This is a genomic window from Streptomyces sp. NBC_01288 (assembly GCF_035982055.1).
GTDB lineage: Bacteria > Actinomycetota > Actinomycetes > Streptomycetales > Streptomycetaceae > Streptomyces.
This window is the reverse complement of record NZ_CP108427.1, coordinates 5035751-5057663: the sequence shown is the minus strand read 5'-3', so window position 1 is coordinate 5057663 and position 21913 is coordinate 5035751. Positions and strand designations below refer to the sequence as shown.

Below are 21913 nucleotides of genomic sequence, written 5' to 3'. Positions count from 1 at the left end.
CGGTCATGCGTGACGCCCTGCTCATCGCCCTGTTCGCCTTTCTCGGAGCCGCCGCCGCCGGAGTGCTCGGCGCCGGTGCCCTGTGGTTGCTGCGGCGGCGGTCGCTCACCGCTTCCGTGTCCGTCGTCGCCGCGGTCGCCGTGACCGCCATGCTCGCCGGGACGCTCGCCGTGGCGCAGGCGATGTTCCTGTCCCGGCACGATCTGTCCGTGGTCACGACCGTGGTCGCGATGGCCGCCGTCGTCTCCCTCCTCACCGCCCTGCTGCTCGGCCGCTGGGTCGTCGCCCGCAGCCGCGAACTCGTCCTCGCCGCCCGCGACTTCGGCGACGGCGGCGACTACTCCGCCCCCGCCCGCCCCGGCAACGCCGAACTCGCCGACGTCAGCCGCGAGTTGGCCGCCACCAGCGCCAAACTCGCCGAATCCCGTGACCGCGAGCGGGCGTTGGAGTCCTCGCGGCGCGAACTCGTCGCCTGGATCTCGCACGACCTGCGCACCCCGCTGGCCGGTCTCCGCGCCATGTCCGAGGCCCTGGAGGACGGGGTCGCCGCCGATCCCGGCCGCTACCTCCGCCAGATCCGCACCGAAGTGGAACGCCTCAACGACATGGTCGGCGACCTCTTCGAACTCTCCCGCATCCACGCCGGCTCCCTCGCCCTCACCCGCTCCCGCATGTCCCTGTACGACCTCATCGGCGACGCCCTCGCCGGCGCGGACCCGCTCGCGCGCGAGCACGGCGTACGGCTGGTCGGCGACCGCATCGAACCGGTGCCGGTCGAGGTGGACGGCAAGGAGATGAGCCGGGTGCTGGGGAATCTGCTGGTCAACGCGATCCGTCGGACGCCCGCCGACGGCACGGTGGCCATTGCCGCCGAGCGGTCCGCCGACGGGGTCGTGCTGTCGGTGACGGACGGCTGCGGTGGCATCCCCGAGGACGATCTGCCGCGCGTCTTCGACACCGGCTGGCGTGGCACCCACGCCCGGACCCCGCCCGCCGGGGCCGGTCTGGGGCTCGCCATCGTGCGCGGGATCGTCGAGGCGCATCAGGGACGGGCCGCCGTACGGAATGTGTCGGGCGGCTGCCGGTTCGAGGTGACGTTGCCGGCGGCGGAGGTGTGAGCCGACCCCAGGGCGAGCCTCCGCGGTGCACCCCTGGGTCAGGTTACGAGGTCACAAGGTCACACGTGGCCTATGCCGCCCCCGCCGAAGGAACCGCTCCTCCCGGGCAGCCAGCGCAGCCGGCTCTGGTCCTTCCCCGTTCTCGTCCCGGAGGGATGGAGCTGGTACGGCATCAGCCGCTCCTTCTCCTCCGAGGCGACGGGCATCTCGTCGGGTTCCCGCATCTCGCGCATCTCGTGGACGGCGCCGCCCGCGGGGAGGTGGGGCTGCTCCTCGGGGAGCGGCCGTGGAAGTTCCTGGTCCCGGATCTTCATACCGAAATAGATGGCCCAGACCAGCGCGCCCGCGATCAGCAGGCCACCGAGAAAGGCGGCGCCCACGTCGAGTGTGTTGTGCGACGCGGCCAGCAGTTCGTACGTTGCCATGCTCATACTCCGAGTATCACTCTTTCGGGGGGAATGTGGTGATTCGGGTTAGATAGTTCGCTACTTCGGCCGGATCCCGGGTCAGCAGCGCCATGTGGTTGTCGGGGCGGACCAGGACGAGGGCGGGGGCGGAGGTCCTGATGCCGTACGCGCGTCGGGCGTGACCTTCGTGGTCCCGCAGGTCACTGCCGCCGCCGTCCACCGTGAACGCCTGGAGCAGATCGTCGTGCTCGGCCCCCAACTTGCCCACCGCGTCCGCGACTTCGGCTCCGAAGCCGAGCAGGGTGAAGCGCGGGTCCGCATACACCTCGAAGAGCCGGACCGGGTTGCCGGAAGCGTCCAGGCAGGGGGCGTCGGGGGCGCGGTCGCCGGGGCGCAGGACGGCGGGGTCGCCGGTGGTCGCGGGAGTGGCGGTGGCGGCGAGGGAGCTCCAGCGGTAGCCCGTGCCCATCGGCGGCGGGGCCGCGGCCTCGACGCCGGTGCCGGGCTCCTTGACCGCCTCGCGCACCCGGGCGTACAGGTCGCTGCTGATGCCCAGGGTCCAGGCGGCCACCGGGAGGCGCTCCTCCTCGTAGGTGTCCAGGAGCCCGGGGCCCGCCTGCCCGGCGGTCGCGAGGGCCAGTTTCCAGCCCAGGTTGTAGGCGTCCTGGATGCCGGTGTTCATGCCGAGGCCGCCGGCGATCGGGTGGATGTGGGCGGCGTCCCCGGCCAGGAAGACCCGGCCGACGCGCATCCGGTCGACCATGCGGACGTTGACCCGCCAGAGGGAGAGCCAGGTCGGGTCGGTCAGCGTGATGCCGGGCACCTGCGCGTACCGGTCGAAGATCCGCTGGAAGCCCTCCAGTGACGGGGGCAACGGGTCGCCGCCCGCGTCGAGTTCGGGGCCGGCCTGGAACTGGAAGGAGTTCGTGCCGGGCATGGGGCAGAGCATCACTCCGCTGCCGTCCGACGCGAACCACTGATGCCAGACGTCCCGGCTGATCCCCTCGGCCTCGACGTCACCGACGACCATCGACTGCGTCTCGTCCGTCGTACCGTCGAAGCGCATCCCCATCGCCTTGCGCACCCGGCTGCGCCCGCCGTCGCAGCCGACGAGATGGCCGGCCCTGATGCGCCCGCCGTCGGCGAGGACGGCGGTGACACCGTCCTCGTCCTGCTCGAACCCGGTGACCTCCGTGCCTCCTTCGACGCGGACCCCGAACTCCGCGAGCCGCTCGCGCAGGAGTTTCTCCACCTGCCACTGCCCTATGAGGACCCCCCGCTCGTACGGCGCGTCGGGGGTGGGGCGGGCGTCCGCGAAGGGGTCGGTGTCGTTCACGTGCGCGCCGTCGAAGTACTTGCGGAACGGCAGCCGTGTCGTCCCGGCGGCGAGGGCGCGCTCGGTGACACCGACGTCCGCCAGGACCTCCAGGGTGCGCGGCTGTAGACCCTTGCCCCGGGATTCCCGGTGCGGGGCCGGGGCCGCGTCGACGATCCGCACCCCCGCACCGCGCCGGGCCAGCTCGATGGCGAGCGTGAGGCCGGTCGGTCCGGCGCCCACGATCAGCACACCGTCGTTCCGTACAACGTCGTCGGTCATGAGGGGTCCTCTCGTCGTCCCGCATCCATGGAACATCGGCCGACGAGAAAATGCAACCCGGTCTCAGAAGATTCTCGGTCTCATTCAATCCCGAGCCTCATCCGCGTGTAAACTGGCTCGCATGGACGAACCCGCCGGTCTGCGCGAGCGCAAGAAGGAACGCACGCGGAACCTCATCGCTCAGGAAGCCCTGCGTCTCTTTCGCGCGCAGGGTTTCGACGAGGTGTCCGTCGTCGAGGTCGCGGCGGCGGCCGAGGTCTCCAAGGCCACGCTGTTCCGGTACTTCCCGACCAAGGAGGACCTGGTCCTGCACCGCTTCGCCGACCACCTCGGCGAGGCGGCCCGCGTGGTCCGGGAGCGCCCGGCCGGTCTGACCCCGGCCGCGGCCCTGCGCGACCACTTCCTGGCCGGACTCGCCGCCCGCGACCCGATCACCGGCCTGAACGACCACCCCGAGATCCTGTCCTTCCAGGACCTGATCTACCGCACGCCCAGCCTCCGCATCGGCATGAGACAGCGGTACACCGGCCAGGACATCGACGCGCTCGCGGACGCCCTGCCGGCCGGCGGCGGCTCCGGCTCCGGCGGTGCGCCACCGATCGTGAGACGCCTGGCCGCGGCCCATCTGATCGCCGTACAGCAGGAGTTGGGGCAGGAGAACTGGCGGACGATCACGTCGGGACGCACCGCCGACGAGGCGTACGACGACGCGGTCGCGGCCGCGGAGGGGGCGTACGGGCAGCTGATGTCGGGGCTGGACGCGGTGTAGCCGGCGAACACGCGAGCAGCCCCGCCCCGAGGACGCACGGTCCTCGAAGCGGGGCTGCCCTGCACCCGGTGAACCCCAATACCCGGGGAAACAGGCACTAGTTGGAGAAGTACAGGTACTTCCAGCCGGTGTACGTCGTCGAGTTGACGTTGTCGCCGGACGAACCGTTGATGTACGCGGCCCGGATGCGGGCCTTGATGCCGGACTCGCCGGGGGCGCCGAGGTTGACCGCGACCTTGCCGTTCGTGTTCAGGGCGAAGTACTCCGAGTCGGAGTCGTACCACTGGCCGTTGTAGTAGACCTGTAGGTCGAGCCGCTCCTGGCGGTTCTTGTAGTAGGTCATCGTCGTGGTGACGATCGGCGCCGAGTTCTTGTGGAACCAGTAGTACGACGTCGAGCCGATCTTCGCCTTCTTGTAGTGCTTGGTGATCGCGGTGGAGACCTTGACCTTGGCGTAGGCCGTGACCTTCACCGTCTTGGACGCGTTGCGGGCGTCACCGGCGAAGACCGCGCTGACGGCGGTGTCGCGGGTCATGTCCACGGTCACCGTGATGTTGCCGCTGGAGTTGACCTTGCCGGTCTTGACCAGCTTCTTCGGCTTGTCGCCGCCGAAGGGGTCCGAGTAGATCGCGACCGTGCGGTTCTTGTACGTCTTGCCGAGGTGCGCGGTGAACTTCACGTCGGCGCCGTAGGAGTACAGCTTGCCGTTGTTGTTCAGGCTCAGGGTCGTGGCCGAGCGGGAGACGGCGACCTTGTCGGAGGCGCTGACCGAGGTGTGCCCGGCGTCGCCCGCGTAGGTCACCTTGTAGGTGACGGTGCCGCCGGCCGGCGGGGTGTCCGTGAAGGAGTAGGTGCCGTTCGCCTTCACCGTGACGGCGGGCAGCGCCTTGCCCTTCGTGGACTCCAGGTCGGTGCGCGTGACCTGGAGCTTCGCACCGGCGGGCAGCGCGACCGTCGCCGAGAGCTTGCCGGTGACGGTGAGCTTCTTGGCGCGGGGCGCGGAGGAGGGGGCGTTGACCGTGAGGGTCGGGACGTTCTTCTCCGGGTCGGTCAGCGCCTTGAGCGTGTAGCCGCCGCCCGACCCGCCGACGAGCGCGAAGATCCGCGAGTTGTCCGGGGCCCAGGCCAGGGCGGCCGTGTCGAAGGAGCCGACGTTGTACGTGCGGATCGCCTTCGTGGCGTTCGGCCTGTACGTCGCGACCGAGGTGCCGCTGACCGACGCGACCGTCCCGTCCGGGGCGATGTCGGCCTGCTGCCCGCTCGGATAAGTGCCCGACTGCGTGAACTTGCCGTCCGCGTACGCGTCCCGCACCGCGCCGTTGACCAGCACCTCGTCGGCGCCGGGCACCAGGTCGATGTCGTGGATACCGCTGTTGAGCGAGTAGTCGCCGAGGTAGTAGGCGACCTTCTGCGGGGTGGCCCCCGAGACGTCCAGGACGGCCATCGAGTCGGTGGAGATACCGGTCTCGCCGAGGGCGAGGACACCGGGCCTGGACGCGGCGGCGTCGAGGAATCCGGGGTTGTCGATCGAGATGCCGTCGGGCTGCCGGCCGAGTGTCACCGGGTCGGTGCCGCTCGCCGGGTCCACGGCCGGGTCGACCGAGCCGACGTTGCTGTCCCACTGGTCGCCGTAGGTGAACCAGAGCTTGCCCGAGGTGAAGGCGACATAGCGCGGTCCCACAGTGGTGGCCACCGGGTAGCGGGCCTTGACGTCGAGGGTGGCCGCGTCGAGCGCCACGATCTCGTGCGTGCCCTGGGCCGCCGCGTACACGGTGGTCCCGTCGTCGGACACGGTCAGGGCGGTGACCCCGCTGATGCCGCCGACCGAGGCGAGGACGTTGCCCGAGTAGTCCGTGGCCGCGACCGTCCCGGCCGACCTGTCGCCGACGAACACCCGCTTGAGGGCGCCGTCCGCGACGAGGCCGCCGGGCGTGGTCACGTTGGCGGTGGCCGCCGAGGCCGTACCTGTCGCTACGACGCTGAGCGCCGCCGAACCGAGAAGGACCGCGAGCGCTGTCGCGGTCGAGATGCTGCGCATCCGCACGTGCTGTTCCCCCCACAAGGAAAACCGGTCAGGAGACCGGGGGTTGAGAGCGCCGCGCAACACCCGGACGTGACCGCGGATGAGAGACGCGGTGACGCGCGGGGCGCGGCTGCTGGGAGCAGCGTATGACATGGCTGTGACAGCTGGGAAAGGAGTTATGGGGTTGTCGTGTACGCGCGCTGTTCGGGAGACTCTCGCTCGCCATGACGAGGGGGCGTTGATGAGTGCCGGGGCCGGGCGCGATCACCGCCGGGGGCGCGACGATCCCCGCCGACGTCACCGACGTCCACCCGCGTACCGGCCCGGGTCGTGGTCGGCCGCACCACGACCCGGGCCGGTCCTCCGGCGTCGGCGTACGTCAGTTCTGGTGGACGACGTTCCGCCCCGGCCCGCCCGACAGGACGTCCGTGCCCGTGCCGCCCCACAGGGTGTCGTTGCCGGAGTTGCCGTAGATCGTGTCGGCGCCGGCGTCGCCGTGGAGGACGTCGTTGCCCGTGCCGCCGTAGATGAAGTCGTTCCCGGAACCGCCGTGGATCCTGTCGTTCCCGGTGCCGCCGGTCAGGCTCTGGGCGCCCGTGCCACCGGTGATGACGTCGTTGCCGGCCCCGCCGTCGGCCGCGTCGCCGGTGGTCGTGATGGTGTCGTTGCCGTCGCCGCCCTGGGCGATGGTGCCCGCGGCGGCCTTGAGGGTGTCGTTGCCGTCGTCGCCCCAGCCCACCGAGTACGTGCCCAGGGTGAGGCTGTCGTTGCCGGTGCCGCCCGCGATGTAGTTGCCGTCGACGCCGCCGTCGTCGGTGGCCTTGTCGTTGCCGGCGCCCAGGTCGACCGAGGCGAAGTTGTAGGTCTGGTCGGTCCTGTTGTGGTAGGCGAGGGTGTCGTTGCCGTTGCCGAGCGTCAACTGGACGGTGGGGTAAGGGTCCTGGCTGTCCAGGGCGGTGACCGTGCAGAGGACCTTGGTGTGGTCCGAGGCGCTGGGGTACGAACAGCCCGTGCCCGCCTTGATGGTGACCACGTCGTCGATGAGATACGTGATCTTCTCGGTGCCGGTCACCCTGCTCGCGGTGACGGTCACCTTGTTGGCCTGGCCCGCGGCGGCCGTGTAAATGACCTCCTGGCCCCCGGAGTTGAGCGCGGCGGTGGCCGGCGCCGTGGCCGCGTCCGCCGTCCCGGCGAGGAACAGCGGGGCGGCCAGCGCGGTGCCGAGCGCGAGCGTCAGCGCCGAAGCGGAACGCGGCGTACGGCGACGGGAAGAACGAGAGGACATCGCACAACCTCCGTGGAACGTAAGGGGAGTTGACGGAAAGCGAGGTGCCCGAAACCGGTGGATCCGGATTCCGGCACAGCGTCTGACCGCCCCTCCGCGTCCTTGGTTGTGCGTCCTTTCGCACGGGTGTCGCATCCCCGTGAAGTGTCAGCCGTGATTCAGCGCGAATTCACGAACTGGCCCGCCGATCACCTACAACCCTCGCTAAGGGGTACGGGCCAGCTCGTCTGCGTCACGACGGAACGCCCACCGCAACTCCGGTTCCATGGCGAACCGGAAGAGCTGCCGCACGGGCGGGGTGCACAGCGCGGTCACGACGACGGCGGCGACCACGGTCGCCGTGACCTCGCCGAGGGGGCCCCGCATCCACGAAGGGTCGTACCAGCCCCAGGACTTGGCGCCCTGCGCGACGAACCCGTGCAGCAGATAGCCGTAGAGCGTGCCCGCGCCCAGGGCGGTGAACCAGGTGCGGCGGCGCGGCACCCAGGCGAGGAAGCAGGCGACCAGGAGCGTCGAGCAGGCGAACAGGGCCAGCGTCATGAGCGGCCCTTCCCAGTCGGGCGCGCCGAGTTGCTCCGCGCTCGCGTTGTGGAACAGCCACGCGTAGTCGAAGCGCGGGACCGACCAGTACGCCACCGCGAGCGCGACGACGAACACCGGCACCGCCAACTGCCGTACCTCGGGCCGCCGTACGAGCTGGAAGTGCTCCGGCTTCAGACACAGCCCGAGCACGAAGTACGGCAGGAACTGCAACACCCGTTGCAGATCGAGGTCGTTGCCGATGGAGGGGGAGAGCGTCGCCAGCATCGCGATGACCAGCGCCACCGCCAGCGGCCGGCGTACGTGCTTCCAGATCGGCGTGGTCAGCCGCCAGACGAACAGCGCCGCGAGGAACCACGTCAGGTACAGCGGGTCCAACAGGCTGATGGCGCGGTCGGGTTGGTGGTCGGTCCAGCGCGTGTAGAGCGTGTACGCCGTCTCGAACACGACGTACGGCACGACAACTCCCCCCAGCAGCCGCCTGATCTGCGGCGGGGTCGCCCGGAAGCTCCGCGAGAAGTACCCGGAGATCACGATGAACGCCGGCATGTGCACGGCGTAGACGAGCGTGTACAACGCGGTGACGCTACGGCTGCCCGACCGCAGCGGCTCCCAGGAGTGGCCGATCGCCACCAGCACGATCGCCAGGTACTTGGCGTTGTCGAAGAAGGGGTCGCGTTGCTTTCCGGGGGTGCGCTCCGACGCGGTGGGCTCCGCCGTGGGGGCGGCGGCGGGGCTGGGGGACGGCCCGGTGCGACCGTGGACCCGGGTGGAATCGGGGGTCTCGGCGGAGGCGGCGGAGGCGGTGGGAGAAGCACGCATTCGGCTCGCCTGACCGCTCCACGGCGGTTCAAACATCCCGCACGCCTCTTTTTTCCCACCCTCTCCGCGCCCGCTTCCTGGAGCACACCGACCACAACCCGCACGGCTTCGGCACCCGCCGTAGAGGGGGTTCTTTGCCAGGAGATGGAATTCCCGCTGGTCGGCACGTCACTCACGGGAGTTATCGTCCGACCTGCTTGTTCACTCTTTTCACAGGAGCTTCATGCGCCTCAAGCAGGTCTCGCTCACGGCGGCGATATCGGTCGTCGCCGGGCTGACCACCGCAACCGTCGGCCTCACCGGAACCGCCGCCCGGGCCGACGGCACGGCCGCGCTGCCGCTGTCCCACTACGCGCACCTGCTGGTCGACACCGCTCACCAGCACCTCTTCTTCAGCCAGGGCGCCGGTACGACCGGCATCGTGGTGACGGACCTGGCGGGCAACCCCGTCACCACCCTCACCGGCGAACAGGGCGCCACGGGGCTGGCGTTGTCCCCGGACGGCGGCACGTTGTACGCGGCCCTCGCCGACGGTGACGCGGTCGCCGCGATCGACACGGCGACGCTGACCGAGTCCGCGCGCTACGCGACCGGGACCGGCAGCGGACCCGTCTCCGTCGCGGTGGCGGGTGGGAAGGTCTGGTACGGCGGGACGGTGAATGGCAGGGGAGCCGTCGGGTCCGTGGACCCGGCCGCCGCCGAGCCGGTCGCGACACCCCAGTCGGTGCTGGCCAATTGGCCTGCCGCACCGCAGCTCGCGACGGGTGGTGGTGTGCTCGCGGCCGAGGAGATGAGCCCGAGCACGACCGACGTGGCCACCTTCGACGTCTCCTCCGGCACGGCGACCGCCCTGACCCACCTGGGGGTCTCCGGCGGTCCGACCACCGGGTTCCAGGTCACCGGCGACGGCAGGAAGGTGCTGCTCGCCACGGCCGGCGACAACGTCCTGCGGGCCTACCGCACGGCGGACATGGCGACGGCCGACCCCGACGTGTACTACGTCGGCGGAACCCCCTCCGGGCCCAACTCGCTCACCCTCGACACCGACGGCACGATCGCCGTCGGCAGCACCCAGGGCTCGGCACCCGGTGTGTACCTCTACGCGGGCTCCCAACTCGCCGAGAACTACGTCAAGTTGCCCGCCGGGACCCTGGCCCCCGACGGCCTGAAGTGGGGAGGCGACGGCGGGACCCTCTACGGCGTCACGCAGGACTCCTCGGGCGCCTACACCCTCAACGTGCTGAGCGCGCCCAAGCTCACCGACACCCGACTGGCCCTGGACCTCCCGGGATACGCGGTCCCCACCCGCCCGTTCACGCTCGACGGCTCACTCACCACCAAGGGCTTCGTCCCGGCCGGAGCGAAGCTCCAAGTCACCCGAGACGGCACGGAGTTGCCCGATGCGACGGTCGGCGCGGACGGCACGTTCCCGATCACCGACACCCGGCCCGACGAGGGCACGTACACCTACCGGGTGTCGTACGCCGGGGACGCGGCGCACCGGCCCGCGACGACCTCGCTGAACGTGGGGGTGGGGCGGCTGCCGACCACCGTCGGCTACCCGGCGATCAGTTCGGCCGAGCCCCACGCGGTGGTCTTCACCGGCACCCTGAGTTCGGTGGACTTCCGCACCTTCCCCCAGGGCACGACCCTCCAGGTGTCCCGGACGAACGAGGACACCCACGAGACGGTCCAACTCCCCTCCGTGGCAGTCGATCCGGTCACGTCGGAGTACACGGTCAGTGACGCCCCGGACACCACAGGACGGTTCACCTACCGGGTCTCCTTCGCCGGCGACGCCATGTACCAGCCCTCGGCCGACGAGCCGTCCCTGATGGTCTCGCCGTACACCCCGACCCTCACCCTCAAGCCCCCGACGACCGCCACGCGCGGCGCCGCCCTGACGTTCGGCGGGACCCTGGGCGACGCCCCGTACCCCGCAGGCGAGACGGTCACCGTGTCCCGCACGGACCTGGCCCACACCTCAACTCCCGCCACCTGGACGGTTCCTGTGGGTACGGACGGGAAGATCACCGTCAAGGACACCCCGGCGATCGGCGGCGCCGACACCTACAGAGTCGACTACCCGGGCGACGCCGCCCACCAGGCGGCCACGGCCTCGGCGACCGTCCAGGTGTCCCGCGCCGCGACGGCCGTGTCCGTCACCAGCAACGAGTCGACGTACACCTACGGCGCGACGGCCACCGTCACCGCCCACCTCGGCACGACGTACGACAGCCGTACGGTGTCGATCTACGCGACGCCCGCGGGCGGCAGGAAGACGCTGGTGAAGACCGCGGCCGTGGACAGCAAGGGCAACCTGAAGGCGACGTACAAGCTCACCCACGACACGACGTTCACGGCGTCCTTCGCGGGCGACCACCGCTACGCCCCGGCGACGGCCACCCGCGCCGTCCACGACCAGGTGGGGATCGCCGAGAAGCTGGGCGGCTACTACACCAGCACCAAGTACGGCACGGTCACCTACCGCGTCTACCACCACACCGTGAAGCCGCAGGTGTCCGGCACGGTGTCGCCGGACAAGTCCGGGCAGTGCATGCGGTTCCAGGCCCAGGAGTACTACAACAAGGCCTGGCACACGCTCACCACGTCCAGCTGCTTCGCCATGGCCCCGGGCAGCGTCGGGACGACCCACCTGAGCCTCACGAACGCGGTCGGCCAGAAGTTCCGGGTGCGGACCGAGTATGTGGCGAGCGCGAAGGACACGACCAACGTGAGCACGTGGGGAGGGTGGTTGTACCTGACGGTCAGGAACTGACCGTCAGGAAGAGGCAGTCGGGAACCGGCAGTTGGGAACCGGCCGTCGGGCAGAGGGCTGCTCAGCCCTCCTTGGGCCCCGCCTGCTGCACCACCTCGAACGTCCACAGCGTCGAGTCCGTCGCGGCGGGCCTCGGCCGCTCACCCTGCGGGGAACCTTGCGCGCCGCCCTCCTGGGGTGCGCCCCGGTGGGCGGCCTGCCCCATCCCCGACATCCAGTTCTGGAAGTCCTCCTCGGCGCGCCAGCGCGTGTAGACGAGGTAGGTGTCGGTGCCCTCGACGGGTCGGAGCAGCTCGAACCACTCGAAGCCGTCCGAGCCGTCCACCGTCCCGGCGCGGTTCGCGAACCGCTTCTCCAGCGTCTCGCGCTGCTCCTCGGGGACGGTGAGTACGTTGATCTTGACGATGCTCATGGGCCCATTCTTCAACAGGCGGGGCCTCAAGGCCGCAGACCCTCCCTGAACGTCCGCCGATACGCCTCCGGCGGCACCCCCAGCACCCGGTTGAAGTGCCGCCGCAACGTCGCCCCGCTGCCCAACCCACAACCGGCGGCGACCTGGTCGATCCCCTGGTCGGTCCGTTCGAGCAACTCCTGGGCGCGGTTGACCCGTTGGACGAGGAGCCACTGGAGGGGACTGGTGCCGGTGACCGCGTGGAAGTGGCGAGTGAGGTTGCGGGGGCTCATCGCCGCGTGACGGGCGAGGTCGGTGACCGTGAGGGGTCGGTCGAGGCGGGCCGTCGCCCAGGACAGCAGTTCCGTGAGGGCGTGTTCCGTGCCGTGGTGCGTGCCGTGTGACACCGGTGACGGGATGAACTGGGCCTGCCCGCCCAGCCGGTGGGGCGGTACGACCAGGGTGCGGGCGAGCGTGTTCGCCACCGCCGCGCCATGATCGGTGCGTACGACGTGCAGGCACAGGTCCATCGCCGCCGACTTGCCGGCCGAGGTGAGCACGGTGCCCTCGTCGACGTAGAGCACGTCGGGTTCGACCCGGACCTCGGGATGGCGGGCGGCCAGGACGTCGGTGTGCGCCCAGTGGGTGGTGGCGCGCCGCCCGTCCAGCAGTCCGGCGGCGGCCAGCACGAAGGCACCTGTGCAGAGCGAGACGATCCGGGCGCCGGCCTCGTGGGCATCCCTGACTGCCTCTACCAGTGCGGGCGTTGGCTCCTCGTCCACGTCGTGGCAGGCCGGGACGACGACCGTGTCGGCGGTGGCGAGCGCGTCGAGTCCGTGGCGGGTGTCCGCCCGCAACCAGCCCCCGACCCCGGCTGCGGCCGGACCGCACACGGTCAGCTCGTACCAGGGCTCGGCGATTGCCCGATCCACGCCGAACACCTCGTAGGCGGAGGCGAGTTCGAAGAGCGGGGTGCCGTCCGCGACGGCCAGCGCCACCCTGTGCCCGGCCGGCCTGTCGTCTGTACCCATGTCCGAAACTGTACGGGCATCGTCATTCGAGCCACTGGAGCGCGGAGCGCCCGACCGCCACCCTTGATCCATGACCACGGATCACCGCACCCACCCGAGCGCCACCCCCGCAACTCCCCTCCATGTCACAGTCATCGGCGCCTACGGCCATACCGGCCGCTTCGTCGTCGCGGAACTCCGGCGTCGTGGTCTCATCCCGATCCTGTCCGGGCGCGACCCCCAACGGCTCGCCGTGCTGGGGGAGTTGTACCCGGACCTGGAGACCCGCCCGGCCACGGTCGACGACCCCGCCTCCCTCGACCGCGCCCTCGCCGGCGCGGCAGCGGTGATCAACTGCGCGGGCCCGTTCGCCTCGACGGCGGCCCCGGTGATCGACGCGGCACTGCGCGCGGGAGTGCCGTATCTCGACGTCACGGCCGAGACCGAGGTGGTCCTGGACACGATCGCCGCCTACGGCGACCGCGCCCGCGAGGCCGGTGGCCTGGTCGTCCCGGCGGTGGCGTTCTACGGCGGTCTCGGCGACCTCCTCGCGACGGCGGCGGTCGGCGACTGGAAGACCGTAGACGGAGACAAAGGCGGACACGGGCAAGGGCAAGGGCAAGGGCACGGACACGGACACGGACACGCCGACAGGATCAGCATCGCCTACGCCCTCAGCGACTGGCGCCCCACCGACGGCACGCGCGTCACGGGCCAGGTGTCGGCGGGCCGTCGCTCCGGCGGCCGCATCCTCTACGCGGACGGCCGTCTTCAGAGCCGCTCCGGTGACGCACCCCGCGCCGACTGGATGTTCCCGGACCCCATCGGAACCCAACCCGTGGTCGGCGAGTTCACGATGGCCGACAGCGCGACCATCCCAACTCACCTCTCCGTACCGGACATTGACACCTGCATGACGGTGTCCGCCGTAGCGGACCTGCGCTCCGCCGACACGTCGGGGCCCGTCGCCGTGGACGACTCCGGCCGTTCCGCGCAGACCTTCCTTGTCGAGGTCGTGGCGAGGCGCGACGGGCAGACCCGCCGTGCCGTCGCCGCCGGACAGGACATCTACGCGGTCACCGCGCCCCTGGTCGTGGAGGCGACCTGCCGCGTGCTCGCCGACCCGCACCGGCCGTCCGGGGTGGTCACCGCCGGTGCCCTCGCGGACGCGCGTGGCTTCCTCGGCGCGCTGGCTCCGGGGCACTTGACGCTCGACTTCACGAACTGACAGGACCCCGGGGGCGGTTGTGCGTCGAACGGCGGCCTCCAACCGCCCTCTTTCGGGTGATCTGCGAGCTACATAACAGACGTAACGTTTCCTCACTTCGCTCGCTGAGCTGCGCTTTTGCGGAAAACGGGCCGAAACTGTTCACGTGTTCGGATCGCGTCACGCCCCCGCCCCGATCTTGATCCGATCTACAGTCGTGCACGCTCGTCCAAGATCACTTCCCCATCGAGGCGTGTGTGACCTTCCGACTGCCCAGCGCAGCCCCGCTCTTGAGAACGCCGCAGACGGCCGTCCTTGAGGGCATCGCCGGTTTCGTCCCCCCGGACGCGGTGCCGAACCACGCCCTGCCCGCCGCGTGGGACGTCGACGACGCCTGGGTCCGCCGACGCACCGGCATCGGCGAACGCCGCCGCGCGGCACCGGGTGTGACCACCGGCGACCTCGCGCTGGAGGCGGCCGGCCGCGCGCTCGCGGTCGCCGGCGGCCCCCTCGTCGACGCCGTGATCGTCGCCACCTCGACCCCCGACCGGCCGATGCCCGCCATGGCGCCCCGACTGACCACTCGCCTCGGCCTCGGCGAGATCGCCGCGTGGGACGTCTCCGCCGCGTGCAGCGGCTTCGTCTACGGCCTCGCCGCCGCCGTCGGCACCCTGGCCTCGGGGTGCGCCGACCGGGTCCTGCTGGTCGCGGCCGAGGTGTACTCGACGCTGCTGGACCCGCAGGATCGTTCCGCCGGAATCGTGTTCGGCGACGGCGCGGGGGCGGTGGTCCTACGGCGCGGTGAGCGCGACGAGCCGGGCGCCGTACGGGCGCTGGACCTCGGCAGCGACGGCTCGGGCGAGGAGTTGATCCAGGTGCCGGGTGGTGGTGCGCGGGAGCGTTCCCGGCCCGCGGAATTCGGCCCGGACGACCGTTACTTCCGTATGCGGGGGCGTGAGGTGTTCCAGCATGCGGTGACCCGTATGACCCAGTCCGCCCACACCGTGCTCAAGCGCGCGGACTGGGCGGCCGAGGATGTGGACCGGTTCTGCGCCCATCAGGCGAACGCCCGCATCCTGTCCGCCGTCGGCGACCGTATCCCGGTCCCCGGCGAACGGCATGTCACCAACATCGCGCGCGTCGGCAACACCGGCGCCGCGTCCATCCCGCTGGCCCTGGCGGACGCCGCCGCGCGGGGTGAACTCCGCGCGGGGGAGAGGCTGTTGCTGACCGCGTTCGGTGCGGGACTCACCTGGGGCTCGGCAGCCCTGGTGTGGCCGGAACTGCCGACCGTGCCGCACGTCGACGCGACCGGCACGGATGCCACGGCCGTATCCGCCGCCAACCCGGCCGTACCCGCTGCCGCCGACCCGGCCCTGCGGACCCAGATCGCTTGAGACCGACCTCGCCTGAAACCCGCCCCGCTTGAGACCGACCTCGCCTGAGACCGCACCCGCCTGAGCCCAACCCCGCCCGTCCCCGAACGTGCTCGTCCACCGGCGTCTGCCCTGCAAAAAACAGGTCGGACGACTCGGTTCCGGAACTCCACTCGTCCCTGAGCCCCGCCCTTCCCGTAGCTCCCCTCACTCCCCAGCTCTCCTCACCCCGAAGTACCCCCGGTAGCTCCGCTCGCCCCGTCGAAAGGACCCCCATGTCCCCCGCCCAGACCGCCGTGACCGCCGTACTCACCGAGAAGTTCGAGGTCAGTGCCGAGAGCATCCGGCCGGAGGCCACTCTGGAGAGCCTCGATCTCGACTCGCTCGCGCTGGCCGAACTCGCCCTGGCGCTCCAGGAGCAGCTCGGGGTTCCGGTTGCGGAGGAAGAGGCCGCCAAGCACAGCACCGTGGGCGAGCTCGTCGCCGCGCTGAACGCCAAGCGGGAGCGATGAAGGCTGCGTCCGCGCCCGTGTCCGTCACCGGTCTGGGGCTCATCACCCCGGCCGGGGTCGGCCGCGAGGAGACCTGGAAGGGGGTCCTGAGCGGGCGGTCCGCCGGTACCACGGACCCCGAACTCAAGGGTTGCGCCGTGGACTTGTCCTGCCGTATCCCGCTGATGACCCCGGAGCAGGCACGGATCGGCGGCGGCAAGGCATGGCGCATGGGCCGGTTCAGCCAGCTCGCCGTGCTCGCCGCACGCGAGGCCGTCGCCGACGCCGGGCTCGACCCGGCCGGGTGGGACGGGGCCCGGGTCGCCGTGGTGATCGGTTCGGGGCTGGCCGGGGCCGCGCATCTGGAGGACCAGACGATCCGCCATCACCAGGGCGGTCCCGAGCTGGTGTCGCCCGCGCTCGTGCCCATGCTGATCTCCAACATGGCCGCCGGGGAAGTGTCGTTGGACCTCGGCGCCCATGGTCCGTCCCTGGCGACCGAGACCGCGTGCGCCTCCGGGGCCAGCGCCTTGGCCGTCGCGCGGGGGCTGCTGCTCGCCGGGCTGTGCGACATCGCGGTGGCGGGCGGCGCGGAGGCGGCCGTCACCCCGGTGATCACCTCCGGTTTCCAGCGGATGGGCGCGCTGTCGTCCCGGGTCGACGAACCCGGCCTGGCCTCACGGCCGTTCGCGGCGGACCGGGACGGGTTCGTGATCTCCGAGGGCGCCGCGATCCTCGTCCTGGAACGGGAGGCGGACGCCCGCGCCCGTGGCCGGCGGCGGTACGCCCGGCTCGCGGGGGCCGGTCAGACCTCCGACGCGCATCACCCGACCGCCCCCGCCCCGGGGGGAGTTCACGCCGAGGCCGCGCTGCGGTCGGCGCTCGCGGAGGCTGGACTCGGGGCCGTGGACGTCGATCACGTCAACGCGCACGGGACCTCGACCCCGCTGAACGACCTGACCGAGGCGGAGTTGATCGCGCGGGTGTTGCCGCACCGGCCGAGTGTCACCGGCGCCAAGGGAGTTCTGGGCCACAGTCTCGGCGCGGCCGGTGCGATCGAGGCGGCGCTCACCGCCCTGACCATCCACCGCTCCACCGTCCCGCCGATCGCCAACCTCACCCCGGACAACCTCCCCTTCGACCTGGACTGCGTCACGGGCGCACCCCGCGACCAGCGCGTCCGGGCCGCCGTCAGCCACTCCTTCGGGTTCGGCGGGCACAACGTGGTGCTGCTCCTCACCGCCGAGGACTGACGACAACTGACCGAGGGCTGACCCGGATTGACTTGAAGAGGGCTCAATGACCGTTCACAGCACCATCGTTCACGCCACCGTCCACATCCCCGAGGGACGCCAGAGCGTGGCCGCGGTGGAGGACCGCTTCCGGGCGGGCAGCCCCGCCGTGCCGTTGTCGCGCGGGGTGCTCCAGCGGATGTACGGGCTGACGGAGCGCACCGTGGCCGACGACCTGGAGCAGCCCTCCGACCTGGCCGCGCACGCGGCCCGGCGTCTGTTCGAGGACACCGGCACCGACCCGGGCGACGTGGACCTGCTTCTCTACGCCGGCATCCTCGCCGACATGGAGGAGCCGGCCACCGCCCATGTCGTCGCCGACAAACTCGGCCTGGGCTGCCCGGTGTTCGATCTGAAGAACGCCTGCAACGGAGTCCTCAACGCCCTTGAGGTCGCCGACGCGTTCATCCGGAGCGGGCAGTACCGGCGGGTGCTGGTGACCACCGCCGAGGTCAGCACCCGGGAGAGCCGCTGGCAACTGGACGACCCGGCCGACCTGTTGACCGCGCTGCCCAGTCTCAGCACCGGCGACATGGGCTCGGCCCTGCTGGTGGAGGCGGGCGACCGGCCCGGCATCCTCGGCTCCCGGTTCTTCGCCAACTCCTGGGGCTGGCGCGCGGCGACCCTGCCCAACCCGTACGCGCAGCACCGCACACTCGGCCATCTCCGCATCGACTCCGCCCAGTTGGTGGGGTCGTTCGAGGGTCTGCCCGGCAAAGTCCGGGGCGCGCTACGGGAGTTGGGCGTCCAGGGTGACGACCTCGACCTGGTCTGTGTGCACCAGCCGTCGGTGCCGTTCACCAAGGTCGTCTGCGACTGGGTGGGCGTGGACCCGGGCCGCATCCTGGCCACCTTCCCCACCCACGGCAACGTGGCGACCAACACCATCCCCCTCCAGCTCGCCGCCGCCCTCGACAGCGGCCGCCTCCAACGCGGCGACCTGGTGGGCATGTTCGGCTTCGCGAGCGGGGCGAGTGCGGGGGTGGTCGTGTGCCGCTGGTGAACGCCGCCGGCCCACCACGACAACTCCCCAGCCTCCGACACCGTACGAACGTGAAGGCACCATGACCCCGACCCACACCCCCCGCATTCCACCCCTCCCGCCCGCCCAATGGCCCCCGGTACTGCGCTCGTTGCTCGCCGACTCCCGGCAGGACGGCCCCGGCCGGGAGAACCTGTTCGGCACCCTCGCCCACCACCCCGTGCTGGCCCACGCCTGGCTCTCCCTCGCCCGGGTCCTCACCCACGAGGGCACGCTCGGCCACCGCAGACGCGAGGTGATCGTGCTGCGGGTGGCCCACCGCCTCGACGCGCCCTACGTCCACGGTCGGCACCGCACCCCGGCCGCCGACGCGGGTCTGACGGACGTGGAGATCGACGCGACGGCGGCCGACCTGGCCGTCCACCCCTGGCAGCCGGAGGACCGGGCCCTTCTGGAGGCGGCGGATCTGCTGGCCGTCAACTCCGCGATCCCCGAGGGACTTTGGGACCGCCTGGCCCGCACCCTCACCCCCGAGCAACTCGTCGAACTCCTGGTGCTGGCCGGTCAGACCGCCACCATGTGCACCACGCTCAACACCCTGCGCACCCCCTCCGACCGGCAGCCCTCGCTCACCGTGCTCCTGGAACGGGACCGCTGTTGCAGCGCGGGTCAGTGCGTCGGCGTCGCGCCCGAGGTGTTCGAGCAGGACGAGACGGACGGCCGGGTCGCGCTGCTCGTCCCGGAGCCGGACGCGCGGTACGCCGACGAGGTGCGCTTCGCCGCCGACCTGTGCCCCAGCGGGGCCATCACGCTCGTCGACCACGAGGAGACAGCCCACCCATGACCGCCACCACCCTCACCGTCCCCGCCCTCAACCTCCCGGCTCCCTACGGCGGTTGCCCCTTCTCCCCGCCGCCCGCCTACACCGCCGCCGCCCGGGAGGCCGCCGTCACCCGTGCCGTGCTGCCGGACGGCACCGCGTGCTGGCTGGTCACCGGGTACGACGAGGTGCGGGCCGTGCTGGCCGACGCCCGCTTCAGCGCGGACGCGCGCACGCCAGGGTTCCCCTTCCTGTCCGCCGGGCAGCGTGAACTGGCCACCGCCAAGCCGAGTTTCATCCGCATGGACGACCCCGAGCACGCCCGGCTGCGCCGGATGGTCACCAAGGACTTCCTGGTCAAGCGGATCGAGGAACTGCGCCCCGGCATCCAGGACATCGTCGACCGGGCCGTGGACCGCATGACCGAGGGCCGCACCGCGGCCGACCTGGTGGCGGACCTCGCGCTGCCGGTCCCGTCGCTGGTCATCTGTCTGATGCTCGGGGTGCCGTACGAGGACCACGACCTGTTCCAGTCGCTCAGCCGCACTCTCCTCGACAACCGCACCACCCGGCCGGAGGCGGAGCTGGCGCACGCCCAACTCATGGGCTATCTGGCGGAGTTGGCGGAGCGCAAGCGCCGCGAGCCCGGTGACGACATCCTCAGCCGGCTCGCCGCCCGCGAGGACCTGACCGACCAGGAGACCGCCTCGCTCGGCTTCCTGCTCCTGGTCACCGGGCACGAGTCCACCGCCAACATGACGGCCGTCAGCGTGCTCGCCCTGCTGCGCCGCCCCGGCCAGGCGGAACTCCTGCGCGAGAACCCGGAGTTGGTACGCGGCGCCGTAGAAGAACTCCTGCGGCACCTCACGATCATCCACCTCGGTCTCGGCCGGGCGGCGACCGAGACCGTGCGGGTGGGCGAGGTGACGATCCCGGCGGGCGAGGGCGTGATCTGCATGCTGTCCACCGCCAACCGCGACGAGCGACTCTTCGCGTCCGGCGCCGACTTCGACCCCACCCGCGATGCCCGCCGCCATGTCGCCTTCGGCTACGGCATCCACCAGTGCCTGGGCCAGACCCTGGCCCGCGTGGAACTCCAGATCGTCCTCACGACCCTGCTGCGCCGCCTGCCCGCCCTGCGCCTCGCCGTCCCGGCGGACCAACTCACCTACAACCAGGACAACATCGTGTACGGGCTGCGGGAACTTCCGGTGACCTGGGCCTAGTTCAGGTCAGAACACCCGCCCGAGGTCCTGCCGCACGATCGTCCGCATGCTGTGTTCCGCGAGCGCCGCGATCGTCATGGACGGGTTGCAGGCGCCGGTGGAGCCCGGGATGCGGGCGCCGTCGAGGACGTAGAGACCCTTGTGGCCGAGGACGCGGCCGTAGAGGTCGACGGCGTCGCCCATCGGGACGCCGCCCAACGAGTGCCAGGTGGACGGGGCTTGGGCGTTGGTGTCGATCATGAGGCCGCCGCCCGCGGTGGCGATGTCCCGCATCTTGCCGGCGATCAGCGTTTGCAACGCGGCGTCGGCGTCGGTCGGCCAGGTGAGGACGGCGTCGTCGGTGGTGGCGTCGTAGGCCCAGGTGCCCGCGCCGTCGACGATGCCGAAGCCGACCACGGTGAGGGCGGTAACTCCCGTCTGCTGTACGGGTGAACCGGCGTGCACGACCGTCAGCGGGATCGTGCTGCCCGGGTCGCGGCCGCCGACGCAGGCCGGGCCGCCCTGCTGGGTGCCCGCGTCGCCGGTCGGGTTGATCCAGGCCCAGATGCGGTCGCCGTTGTTGCCCCACCCGGTGCCGATCGCGTCGGGCAGGTCCGGAATCAGGTTCTTGGCACGGGACTTGACCAGGAGGCGGGTGGTGCCGGGCGAGCCCGCGTTGAGGAAGACGGCGTCCGCGGTGATCCGGATCTGCTCCTGGACGGTGCCCGCGGTGTCGATGCGGTCGACGGACAGCACCCACTTCTTGTTCGCGTCCATCGCGAGGTCGCGCACGATGTGGAGGGGGGCCACCTGCACGAGTCCGGTCGACTCCGCCTGCGCGAGGTAGGTGACGTCGATGGAGTGCTTGCCGCCGTTGTTGACGCCGAAGGCGATGTCGCTGGTGGTGTACGTCGGGTCGTACAGGCCCTCCAACTCGCCCCGGACATAGGCCCAGTCGATGGGCAGCGGCACCTTGAACGGGGTCAGGCCCGCCTTCGGCGCGATGTCCTGGAAGAGGCGCGACGACTTGTACGGGTCGGAGGCGAGCACGTCGTAGGGGATGGTGGAGATGCCCAGCATCCGGGAGACGGTCGGGTAGGCCCAGAGGTCGAGGTCGTCGTAGAGGCCGGCCGCCTGGGGGATGGAGGTCGCGAAGTCGGCCTTCGTGGGTTGGAGGGTCATGCCGTGGTACATGATCGATCCGCCGCCGACGGCTGCTCCGCACATGGCGGTCATGCCGTTTCCTACGACGGCTTCGAGGACGCCCGTGTAGGGGGTCCAGGTCTGGGTGCCGCCGCCGACGACGGCGTGGTCCGTGAGCCAGGCGGAGCGGTTGTCCATGTTGGCGAAGCGGCAGAACGTGGTCGCGTCCGGGCCGGTCGGCCAGCGCTTTCCGCGCTCCAGCACCAGGGTGGAGACGCCGGCTTGGGCCAGTCGTAACGCGGTGACCCCGCCGCCGAAACCGGTGCCGACGACGACGGCCCGTTCGCGGAGTTCCGTGACCGCGGCGCGGGTCGAGGCCGCGGCCCGGGTCTGTCCGGTGGCCAGGGCGACCGCGCCGAGGGCGGTCGCGCCGAGCAGGCCGCGGCGGCTGAGGGTGGGGTGGGGGGAGGTGTGTTCGGGCATGGGGGGACTCCGGCAACCGTAGGGGGAGTGCGAGTCGCCGGGAGCGTAGCGCGTTTGGACATGGCACTGTCAACAAACGGAAATGTAATTCTCGGACGGGAGAGTCTCGCTATCGATCGGCCGTCCCCGAATCGTGTGGGGGTTCGGGGTGGGTCCCTTCGAAGTCCGGTGAA

18 protein-coding genes are annotated in these 21913 nt (G+C 71.1%); 10 read left to right on the top strand and 8 right to left on the bottom strand.

The window, feature by feature from the left end; all coding sequences use genetic code 11:
* Nucleotides 1–5 precede the first annotated feature (5 nt).
* The gene (locus OG194_RS22600; protein WP_327402639.1) at nucleotides 6–1118 is read left to right on the top strand and encodes a sensor histidine kinase; all 1113 of its coding nucleotides are present in this window, start codon (nucleotides 6–8) and stop codon (nucleotides 1116–1118) included.
* Between the two features lie 59 nt (nucleotides 1119–1177).
* Here OG194_RS22600 and OG194_RS22595 read toward each other — a convergent pair whose 3' ends face one another.
* Both OG194_RS22595 and OG194_RS22590 read right to left on the bottom strand, forming a co-directional pair.
* On the bottom strand, nucleotides 1178–1549 hold the full coding sequence (locus OG194_RS22595) for a DUF6479 family protein (protein ID WP_327402638.1): 372 nt from the start codon (nucleotides 1547–1549) through the stop codon (nucleotides 1178–1180).
* A 10-nt stretch (nucleotides 1550–1559) separates the two neighbouring features.
* Nucleotides 1560–3122, bottom strand: a complete 1563-nt coding sequence (locus tag OG194_RS22590) for an FAD-dependent monooxygenase (RefSeq protein ID WP_327402637.1) — start codon at nucleotides 3120–3122, stop codon at nucleotides 1560–1562.
* 121 nt (nucleotides 3123–3243) lie between these two features.
* Here OG194_RS22590 and OG194_RS22585 point away from each other — a divergent pair, with 121 nt between their 5' ends.
* Nucleotides 3244–3891, top strand: a complete 648-nt coding sequence (locus tag OG194_RS22585) for a TetR family transcriptional regulator (RefSeq protein ID WP_327402636.1) — start codon at nucleotides 3244–3246, stop codon at nucleotides 3889–3891.
* A 97-nt stretch (nucleotides 3892–3988) separates the two neighbouring features.
* Here the strand turns inward: OG194_RS22585 and OG194_RS22580 are convergent, their stop codons facing one another.
* The 3 genes from OG194_RS22580 to OG194_RS22570 all read right to left on the bottom strand — a co-directional run bounded on the left by OG194_RS22580 (nucleotide 3989) and on the right by OG194_RS22570 (nucleotide 8561).
* Nucleotides 3989–5929: a YncE family protein gene (locus OG194_RS22580; protein WP_327402635.1), complete on the bottom strand. Its 1941-nt coding sequence runs from the start codon at nucleotides 5927–5929 to the stop codon at nucleotides 3989–3991.
* A gap of 364 nt (nucleotides 5930–6293) precedes the next feature.
* The gene (locus OG194_RS22575) at nucleotides 6294–7199 is read right to left on the bottom strand and encodes a calcium-binding protein (RefSeq protein WP_327402634.1); all 906 of its coding nucleotides are present in this window, start codon (nucleotides 7197–7199) and stop codon (nucleotides 6294–6296) included.
* Nucleotides 7200–7403: 204 nt separating this feature from the next.
* On the bottom strand, nucleotides 7404–8561 hold the full coding sequence (locus tag OG194_RS22570; protein WP_327402633.1) for an acyltransferase family protein: 1158 nt from the start codon (nucleotides 8559–8561) through the stop codon (nucleotides 7404–7406).
* A gap of 223 nt (nucleotides 8562–8784) precedes the next feature.
* Here OG194_RS22570 and OG194_RS22565 point away from each other — a divergent pair, with 223 nt between their 5' ends.
* Nucleotides 8785–11340 (top strand): hypothetical protein, encoded by a 2556-nt coding sequence (locus OG194_RS22565; RefSeq protein ID WP_327402632.1) that lies wholly within the window; start codon nucleotides 8785–8787, stop codon nucleotides 11338–11340.
* Nucleotides 11341–11401: 61 nt separating this feature from the next.
* Here the strand turns inward: OG194_RS22565 and OG194_RS22560 are convergent, their stop codons facing one another.
* Nucleotides 11402–11752: an antibiotic biosynthesis monooxygenase family protein gene (locus OG194_RS22560; RefSeq protein WP_327402631.1), complete on the bottom strand. Its 351-nt coding sequence runs from the start codon at nucleotides 11750–11752 to the stop codon at nucleotides 11402–11404.
* A 26-nt stretch (nucleotides 11753–11778) separates the two neighbouring features.
* Entirely contained in the window at nucleotides 11779–12762 is a 984-nt protein-coding gene (locus OG194_RS22555) for a helix-turn-helix domain-containing protein (protein WP_327402630.1), read from the bottom strand.
* A gap of 70 nt (nucleotides 12763–12832) precedes the next feature.
* On the opposite strand from OG194_RS22555, the gene OG194_RS22550 reads away from it, so the two are divergent.
* From OG194_RS22550 to OG194_RS22520, 7 genes are all read left to right on the top strand, one after another.
* On the top strand, nucleotides 12833–13969 hold the full coding sequence (locus OG194_RS22550) for a saccharopine dehydrogenase family protein (protein WP_327402629.1): 1137 nt from the start codon (nucleotides 12833–12835) through the stop codon (nucleotides 13967–13969).
* A gap of 236 nt (nucleotides 13970–14205) precedes the next feature.
* Nucleotides 14206–15345 carry a beta-ketoacyl-ACP synthase III gene (locus tag OG194_RS22545; protein WP_327402628.1) on the top strand — a complete coding sequence of 380 codons (1140 nt, stop codon included), beginning with the start codon at nucleotides 14206–14208 and terminating at the stop codon, nucleotides 15343–15345.
* 254 nt (nucleotides 15346–15599) lie between these two features.
* Nucleotides 15600–15836, top strand: a complete 237-nt coding sequence (locus OG194_RS22540; RefSeq protein ID WP_033284078.1) for a phosphopantetheine-binding protein — start codon at nucleotides 15600–15602, stop codon at nucleotides 15834–15836.
* Nucleotides 15833–17068, top strand: coding sequence for a beta-ketoacyl-[acyl-carrier-protein] synthase family protein (locus tag OG194_RS22535; RefSeq protein ID WP_327402627.1), 1236 nt, complete (start codon nucleotides 15833–15835; stop codon nucleotides 17066–17068). Before OG194_RS22540 ends, OG194_RS22535 begins: the two co-directional genes overlap by 4 nt.
* Before the next feature lie 46 nt (nucleotides 17069–17114).
* A complete protein-coding gene (locus OG194_RS22530; RefSeq protein WP_327402626.1) occupies nucleotides 17115–18110 on the top strand; it encodes a 3-oxoacyl-ACP synthase III family protein in 996 nt (331 codons plus the stop codon).
* A gap of 61 nt (nucleotides 18111–18171) precedes the next feature.
* Nucleotides 18172–18933, top strand: a complete 762-nt coding sequence (locus tag OG194_RS22525; protein ID WP_327402625.1) for a ferredoxin — start codon at nucleotides 18172–18174, stop codon at nucleotides 18931–18933.
* Nucleotides 18930–20135 (top strand): cytochrome P450, encoded by a 1206-nt coding sequence (locus tag OG194_RS22520; protein WP_327402624.1) that lies wholly within the window; start codon nucleotides 18930–18932, stop codon nucleotides 20133–20135. Before OG194_RS22525 ends, OG194_RS22520 begins: the two co-directional genes overlap by 4 nt.
* Nucleotides 20136–20141: 6 nt before the next feature.
* On the opposite strand, the gene OG194_RS22515 is transcribed toward OG194_RS22520, so the two are convergent.
* Entirely contained in the window at nucleotides 20142–21740 is a 1599-nt protein-coding gene (locus OG194_RS22515) for a GMC oxidoreductase (RefSeq protein ID WP_327402623.1), read from the bottom strand.
* Nucleotides 21741–21913 lie beyond the last annotated feature (173 nt).

Bases quoted from the DNA above. Each gene is read 5' to 3' on its own strand.
- OG194_RS22600 (WP_327402639.1), top strand. From the start codon at position 6: ATGCGTGACGCCCTGCTCATCGCCCTGTTCGCCTTTCTCGGAGCCGCC.
- OG194_RS22595 (WP_327402638.1), bottom strand. From the start codon at position 1,549: ATGAGCATGGCAACGTACGAACTGCTGGCCGCGTCGCACAACACACTC.
- OG194_RS22590 (WP_327402637.1), bottom strand. From the start codon at position 3,122: ATGACCGACGACGTTGTACGGAACGACGGTGTGCTGATCGTGGGCGCC.
- OG194_RS22585 (WP_327402636.1), top strand. From the start codon at position 3,244: ATGGACGAACCCGCCGGTCTGCGCGAGCGCAAGAAGGAACGCACGCGG.
- OG194_RS22580 (WP_327402635.1), bottom strand. From the start codon at position 5,929: ATGCGCAGCATCTCGACCGCGACAGCGCTCGCGGTCCTTCTCGGTTCG.
- OG194_RS22575 (WP_327402634.1), bottom strand. From the start codon at position 7,199: ATGTCCTCTCGTTCTTCCCGTCGCCGTACGCCGCGTTCCGCTTCGGCG.
- OG194_RS22570 (WP_327402633.1), bottom strand. From the start codon at position 8,561: ATGCGTGCTTCTCCCACCGCCTCCGCCGCCTCCGCCGAGACCCCCGAT.
- OG194_RS22565 (WP_327402632.1), top strand. From the start codon at position 8,785: ATGCGCCTCAAGCAGGTCTCGCTCACGGCGGCGATATCGGTCGTCGCC.
- OG194_RS22560 (WP_327402631.1), bottom strand. From the start codon at position 11,752: ATGAGCATCGTCAAGATCAACGTACTCACCGTCCCCGAGGAGCAGCGC.
- OG194_RS22555 (WP_327402630.1), bottom strand. From the start codon at position 12,762: ATGGGTACAGACGACAGGCCGGCCGGGCACAGGGTGGCGCTGGCCGTC.
- OG194_RS22550 (WP_327402629.1), top strand. From the start codon at position 12,833: ATGACCACGGATCACCGCACCCACCCGAGCGCCACCCCCGCAACTCCC.
- OG194_RS22540 (WP_033284078.1), top strand. From the start codon at position 15,600: ATGTCCCCCGCCCAGACCGCCGTGACCGCCGTACTCACCGAGAAGTTC.
- OG194_RS22535 (WP_327402627.1), top strand. From the start codon at position 15,833: ATGAAGGCTGCGTCCGCGCCCGTGTCCGTCACCGGTCTGGGGCTCATC.
- OG194_RS22530 (WP_327402626.1), top strand. From the start codon at position 17,115: ATGACCGTTCACAGCACCATCGTTCACGCCACCGTCCACATCCCCGAG.
- OG194_RS22525 (WP_327402625.1), top strand. From the start codon at position 18,172: ATGACCCCGACCCACACCCCCCGCATTCCACCCCTCCCGCCCGCCCAA.
- OG194_RS22520 (WP_327402624.1), top strand. From the start codon at position 18,930: ATGACCGCCACCACCCTCACCGTCCCCGCCCTCAACCTCCCGGCTCCC.
- OG194_RS22515 (WP_327402623.1), bottom strand. From the start codon at position 21,740: ATGCCCGAACACACCTCCCCCCACCCCACCCTCAGCCGCCGCGGCCTG.